We start from the raw sequence: 4,865 nt of genomic DNA on the forward strand, positions 1-4,865 counted from the left end.
GCCGGGCCCTGCCGCGGCGGGGTCGCCCGCAGGGCAGACAGGACGGCGCCGAGGTCCTGCGCCAGCACGGTACGGTCGACGTCCCGCGCCACCTCAACGGTGTCTCCGGGCAGCCAGCGACGCACCGACCACGGAAACGGATAGCCCGCCCCGGGTTGCCCCATGGCTATCGGCGCCGGTACGGGCACCGGCAGGTGCGCAGCCAGGACCGGCAGGCAGCGGTCTTCCTTGGCGATGCCGGCGACGTAGCCCTCCGCGCTGGGTAAACGCACGGTCAGGTGATCGCCGAGCCGGAAAGTCCGATTGTCCCAGCCCTGGCGAGCCACCGGCGTGACGGGCAGGCCGGACCAGTCGGGGAACTGCTCAGCGACCAATGCGCGCACGAGTGCCACGGTCATGTCGATCACACCTTCAGTCTGCGCACGTCGTCCAGTCGTTATGAGCCACCAACGCTTGCCCCGGCGAGGCTCGTCTAGCCGAACGTGTCACCCACGTCCCGAGACTGATCTGTCACGCACGTCCTCTTGATTGAGACCCGACAGCTCGCGGATCTATCTCGGGAGGCTGCCCCTTCCAGCTGGATCGCTCGACAAACTGAGGGTTGCGTAGCCGAGCGTCGCGAGGCCAAGCGCGGTTATCGCCCACCGGGTCCGCTCCGCACCGACTTCCTCGGCAAGCGCTCCTATGGCGCAGGGACGAAGGTTGCGACGTCAAGCAGGCGCATCAGCAGGCTTGCCAGGCTGAGCAGCTCGAACGCCTCGCCAACATCCATGGACCCCATTGGTTCGTGAGCCGGCGGATTGCGGATCGCCTGAACAGCCCCAACGAACAACTCCCGGTAACCGGCCTGCACGTTCCGTTGGGTGGTCGTCCCTGACCCGCCCAAGATGAGCAGCGGCCCCTGAGCCGAGAACACCCGGTTCATCAGATCTACACCGTCCCGGTCGAGACCGGTCATGGACTTGACCCGGTTGACGACGGCCTTCATCGACTCGAAGACGGCTGCCGCGTAGAGCTCGCTGCGAATGTACTGCGCGGCGGGCGTCACCACCTGTGGGTGAAGGGCGGCAAGGCGGGCCTCCCGAAGCACCGGGGAAGTCACCCGCTGACCGGCCGCCGGCTCGCCGACGACTAGACGACCGTCCTGAATGAACCAGCCTTGCCGGGCGAGCCGTTCAATGATCGTGCCCCGAACCTCGTCGTCCGGTCCGGTGTGCAGTTGGTCATCCAGCCACCGACCGAGGAAACTACGCATGATGCGCCGACCCTCTGACCCCCACTGGTCGAGGGCTTTCAGGACGGCGTCCACATCGCCGCGCGGTGTTCCTTCGGGCAGCGGGATGCGGTCCAGTGGGATGCCGGATTCTTCAAGGAACAGCGGGATCTGATCAGGCCGGTATTCGCTCTCGATGCTCGCGGCGACCTGCTTACAAACAAGCCGGCTGATAGCCCGTCCGTCGTCCTCGGCCGGGTCTGGCGCGGGCTGGAGCACGAGACGTCCGCGAGCCCGATCCTGCCCCGCAGTCGTCAGCGCGAACCTGCGAACCTGCTGAAGGTAGAAGTACGGGTTCGCGTTCGGGTCTGGTGGCTGGCCGCCCACCATCGAATCGAGGGTGAATCGCAGATAGCCGCCGTCACGCAAGTTGTGCAGCTCCTGCACAAATCCGCGGTGCAAGCGCTCCTCCGGCACTATCCTGCCGGCGAGTTCCTCCATGAGCCTCCTGCCGTCGAGGCTCCACAACTCGCCGCCACCGTGCTGAGCCTGGTGACCGTCAATTCGCTGCAGGATCTCGATGTCATCCCAACGCATTCCGACCGTTCTCACTCCCCCGGCGTCTATGCCCGCTGATCACCAGGCTAGCCGGCTGCTCAACTCGGCCACCGCGATCGCCCGCGCTCGCGCCCGCGCCGAGAAGGGCCTGCTGGCGCAGATCGCCGAGTGCGAGCAACGCGCCGCTGACGCCGGCATCCCCCGCCGTGCTGCGCGTACGCATCGGCGACCAGGCGGTGGAGGCGTGACAGGAACTCGGCGACGACATCCCGGTCAAGCGGGAGAACACCCGCCTCGTTGCCGACACCAAACTTGCTGCGTGCAGGGTTCAAGGGCGAACGCCGCACCTTCGGCCGCCACCGCCTCGACTGGAGGTGGAAGTTCGGTTCGCAGGACCAGCAAGCAGCCTGATCGTGCAGGGCGGCGTCGGACGGTTCGTCTCGGCGCCGCCGCCATGGCGTATCACGTGCCACGTGCCCTACCGGCGGAATTGACGCGGCGGGCCGCAGGAGGTGACGCCAAGAGCCGCGGCGATCTCGCCGACGTCACCGCGGGCGGCATATACGTACTGGCGGTGCTCCCGCGGCCAGGGGCGCGTTCCGGCGGCACAGCTCGATCGTTGCTGACCTGGCGCTGGACGTCGTCGCCGGGCCTACCGGGATCGAGGATGAGACGCGCCGTCGCCTCGAGTGCTTCGCGTTGGACGGTGGGCAGGCCTGAGGCGCGGTCCAACTGACCATGTCATCAGAAGAGGGGTGGCTGAGCTTCAATGATCGGCTGTTTCGCTTCAGCCGCCGGCGGCAGCATGCCGGAGTTCTCAAGCTCTGTCGCCCTGAGGAGCGGTTCATCGAGGATGGCTGTCAGTACGGCATCCTGCTGCGGTTCGAGGAGCACGCATCCATGGAGTACGGCTAGCAAGTTTCGCAAGTCGTCAGTGAAGTCCCACTTGGTGGCGACGATCTCGTTTAGTGGGGACGATTTGCGCACGCGGGGCTTTTTTGAGCGGTAGTCAAACCATTTCTTGGCAACCTGTGTGCCGCACACGTCGTAATCCCACACCGCTGCGGGAACGGGACCGAGGGCTCCTTCGCCAACGTACAGGGTCGAGCTGTCCCGATCGTACGTGATGCATTCGGGCATGTGGTCTGGTGCCCCTGGTATGGGCACGAGGACATCGGGCCGCAGTTCTCGCGGGGGTCCCTGTGGACGGCCGGCCGCTGAGCAGACATAACGCTCACCGTAGGTCTGGAGCCAGATTACTCGTTCACCAAGCTCGACTGCTCTACGCCAAAGGTTGGGGTTCAATGTCAACGGAATCCGTACTCCCGGGGTGCGAAGCTCTGAGCGGAATCGTGTCGGGAAGCCGGGATGCGACGCCACGGCGGCAACGTAGGCGAGCACGTCGTCGCAGGTAACGTGGCTCCCGAACTGACGAGAAAGGTGCTCGATCAAGCCAGGCGCGATGTTGGGTTGATCACCGCTGGCGTCACGGTACTTTGGTAATACCTTGCCTCCATGATGTCCCATGTAGTGATCGTTATCCGGCACTTCAGCGGCGAACACGACGGCCGGTCCGGAGGTTACCGATTCCGCAAACACTGTGGTCAGATACGTCTGATGCGTTCCGTGTGTAGCCCAGAGATCGGGACGGGCGCGGTCGACGACCCTCCGGTCGGCGATGACATACTGACGGTCGAAGCTCCGGAACGATACGCGCCTGATGGATACCTGAGGGTCGATGTCGCCAGTCAGTGACGCGGGCTGACCGGTGGCGTCGAAGTGCGGCGAGAGTGCGAGGCCGACTGTCCTATCCCGAGTTTCCTTCATGAGCTCTGGCCGTTCCGCTAGGGGAGCCAAGCTTAGGCGCCGCCACCGCTCGGCCAACGTTTCTTCGTCCGGCGCGTAAACCCATGTTCGGTTGGGTTTGATACCTGGGGATTGCCACGGCATCAGGTCGGCGAGCGCAATACAGTCGTTCCATATGGCCTGCGATGCGGGCCGGAAGGGTGCTGACCACTTCGTTGGGCAGTCCAACCAGCGACCGCTTGCAGCAGTCAGTGTCCGGAGGGCGTCGAATTTTTCTTGCCTGGTCCCGGACAGGGCAACGTATCGAATCCTGGCAGGTGTGGCTGTATCGGCCGTCCTGCTGCGTCCGAACACGCCGATGCACAGCGGCTGCTGCACGTCCGGGAAGACGCGCGTCGGCACCTCGGGCTGGTGCCCCTCAGGAGAGAGATCGATGATCCAACCCCAGTCCGCTTGCCGCCGCAGGTACTCGCGCATGCCGGCGAAGCCTGGTCCGGTCGTGTAAGCCGACGTGCAAACGAATGCCACGACTCCCTCGGGGTGCTCAGGATGCGCTTCGAACACCTTCCAGGTGGCCCAGCGCCAGAAGTAGATGTTCAAGTTGTGCAGTTTGAATTCGAGTCGCCCGGTACCCGGGCCCCGAAAGGCGTCAAGCATGCTCGACTTCCCCTTGTTGCTGGCGAGTACGAGCCCTCCCTGGCCCTTGGCGCGTTCGAGGTAGGGTGGGTTGCCGAGAACGACCATGACTCGTTCCTCGGTCTTGACCTTGATTGCCTGCGCCCGGGAATCAGCGATTGGGCGGTATACGTACGGGCTGACAAGGGTGTCTACATTAGGATCGTCCAGGGTGTCAGTGACGTAGAACCTGACCTTCTCGTCGGTGACTTCTAATCCCCGCGCTGCGAGATCCTGGTGCAGCCGTAGTTCCGCTACGGCGAAAGGCGCGATCTGGCGTTCAAAGCCGACTAGTCGACCGAGGAGGGCACGAAGTTCGGCCGGCTCGTCCCCGTGGTCGGCCGCGATCGTCTCCGCTACACGTGCAATGACGCTCAACAGGAAGGTGCCGGTGCCCATAGCCGGGTCGACGACGACTACGTCGCGGTCGGCGAGGCCGAGCCGTCGTTGCAGCTTGTCGTGCAGGATGCTGTCGACGAACTGGACCATGAAGTCTGCAATTGGCTGCGGTGTGAAGTCAGGGCCCCGGCAAAGTCGTCAGGTGATGCCGAGTAGTGCCAGCGGGCGGGTGCTGTCGCGGGCGTGATGCCGGTTCGCGGCGGCGATGTTGGTG

At 64.8% G+C, this 4,865-nt stretch carries 3 protein-coding genes and 1 pseudogene; all 4 read right to left on the bottom strand.

Going from position 1 to position 4,865, the window contains the following annotated elements:
- Positions 1-398 (bottom strand): phosphotransferase (locus AB0873_RS31675; RefSeq protein WP_366604398.1); only part of this gene is annotated, 398 nt, incomplete at its 3' end.
- Positions 399-682: 284 nt separating this feature from the next.
- The gene (locus AB0873_RS31680; RefSeq protein ID WP_366604396.1) at positions 683-1,810 is read right to left on the bottom strand and encodes a TIGR02391 family protein; all 1,128 of its coding nucleotides are present in this window, start codon (positions 1,808-1,810) and stop codon (positions 683-685) included.
- A 705-nt stretch (positions 1,811-2,515) separates the two neighbouring features.
- Complete coding sequence (locus AB0873_RS31685; protein WP_366604400.1) at positions 2,516-4,321, bottom strand: type ISP restriction/modification enzyme; 1,806 nt, start codon at positions 4,319-4,321, stop codon at positions 2,516-2,518.
- Positions 4,304-4,762 (bottom strand): annotated as a pseudogene (locus AB0873_RS31690) (hypothetical protein); the annotation flags it as partial. The gene AB0873_RS31685 and the pseudogene AB0873_RS31690, both read right to left, overlap by 18 nt.
- Positions 4,763-4,865: the final 103 nt, after the last annotated feature.

The organism is Micromonospora sp. NPDC047707 (genome assembly GCF_040704235.1).
Taxonomy (GTDB): Bacteria; Actinomycetota; Actinomycetes; order Mycobacteriales; family Micromonosporaceae; genus Micromonospora.